This is a genomic window from Paracoccus sp. PAMC 22219 (assembly GCF_000787695.1).
GTDB lineage: Bacteria > Pseudomonadota > Alphaproteobacteria > Rhodobacterales > Rhodobacteraceae > Paracoccus.
Genome location: NZ_BBPH01000263.1, coordinates 1 through 1,462, shown reverse-complemented (window position 1 = coordinate 1,462; position 1,462 = coordinate 1). Strand labels below are relative to the sequence as shown.

The window sequence follows — 1,462 nt, the reverse complement described above, 5'->3', positions numbered from 1 at the left end:
GCCCCCGGTCGGCACCTGCGCCAGCGCGACCGCCGCCTGCTGCAACGCGCCGCCGTCGCGACGTCCCGCGACCGGCCAGAAACCCGCCCAGACCCACGGCCAGCACCAGCGACGCGGCCATCGCCCAGCCCGCCAGCGGCCGCGCGGCCAGCCTGCGTCGGAACGGCACCACCACCGGCGCGGGCGCGCCCGCCATGATCGTGGCGATCAGCCGGTCGGGAACGGGTTCGGGCGGAAAGGCTGCCTGCAGACCGTGGCGGGTGTCGGCGAACAGCGCGAAACGGCCGGCCAGCGCCGAGTCCGTCTCGATCCGCCGCCACAGGCGTTCGGCGGTGATGTCGTCCAGTTCGCCGTCCGCCAGGGCCATCAGCATCTCGTCGCTCTCGTCGTTGGGATCGGTTGGGGGGTCGATTGGGGTCATCGGGTCATGCCTTGTTGCTTCAGCCCAGCTTGGCCGACGGAAGGGTGGGATCGTCCTGCAGCGCCTGCGCCAAGGCCGCGCGGGCGCGGCCAAGACGGCTCATCACCGTGCCCTGCGGCACGTCCAGCGCCAGCGCGGCCTCGCGATAGCGCATGCCATCGACGCAGACCAGCATCAGCACGACGCGCTGATCCTCGGGCAGGCGGTCCATGGCGCGGCGGACATCGGCCAGGTGCAGACGGGTCTCGGTCACCTCGCGGCCGTCCTGGCCCATGATGGGCAGGGCGTCGTCGTCGTCCAGGCTGTCGGTGTCGCGACGCGCGCGCACATGGTCGATGAAGCTGTTGCGCAGGATGCGAAACAGCCAGCTGTCCATCCGCGTCCCCGGCACGAACCCGTCCAGGTTCCGCAGGGCCTTTTCCACGGTGATCTGCACCAGGTCGTCTGCCAGCGCGTGCTGGCGCGCCAGGCCGCGTGCAAAGGATCGCAGGCGGGGCAACAGGGCGATCATCTGTGCGCGCAGGTCATCGGTCACGGATGGGCTCCCCCTTGCGGCATCGGTCATTCCTGAAACGACGCCTGTCCGCTTTTATTCCATCGTGCGCGAAAGAAAAGTGCCGCGCCCCGGTCGAAGGGAATAGAATGGTCCCGACGCCCGTTCCCACAGTCCGACGTGACCGCTTGAAGGACCTGCCGATGACCCAGGACGCCCCGACCACCCGCCGCGCGCTGCTGACCCGGATGGGTCTGGCGGCGGGACTGGCCTATGCGGCCCCCACGCTGATCGGGACCGGCACGGCCCGCGCATCCGACGGCAGCGGATCATCGGGCCGCGGTTCGGGGCAAGGGTCGGGTCGCGGTTCGGACCGGGGATCTGGTCGGGGGTCCGGCCGGGGATTTGGCCGGGGATCGGGGCGGGCCTCGGTCTCGCGGCCGGTGCGCCAGCGGCAGGCCCGCCCGCGTCCCCGCCCCGAGATGGTGGTGATCCTGGCCCCCGGTCAAAGCGTGCAGCCGCTGCAGGCGGCGGGCTATGACGTGCTG

3 protein-coding genes are annotated in these 1,462 nt (G+C 71.5%); 1 reads left to right on the top strand and 2 read right to left on the bottom strand.

Translation table 11 applies throughout. The features are described 5' to 3' along the window. Positions 1 to 421 (bottom strand): hypothetical protein (locus tag TY51_RS19930; RefSeq protein WP_042253099.1); only part of this gene is annotated, 421 nt, incomplete at its 3' end. Positions 422 to 440: 19 nt separating this feature from the next. Further along, complete coding sequence (locus TY51_RS19925; RefSeq protein ID WP_156118147.1) at positions 441 to 956, bottom strand: RNA polymerase sigma factor; 516 nt, start codon at positions 954 to 956, stop codon at positions 441 to 443. 161 nt (positions 957 to 1,117) lie between these two features. On the opposite strand from TY51_RS19925, the gene TY51_RS22965 reads away from it, so the two are divergent. Next, positions 1,118 to 1,462, top strand: a 345-nt coding sequence (locus TY51_RS22965; RefSeq protein WP_052650518.1) for a hypothetical protein, incomplete at its 3' end; no start/stop codon positions are given.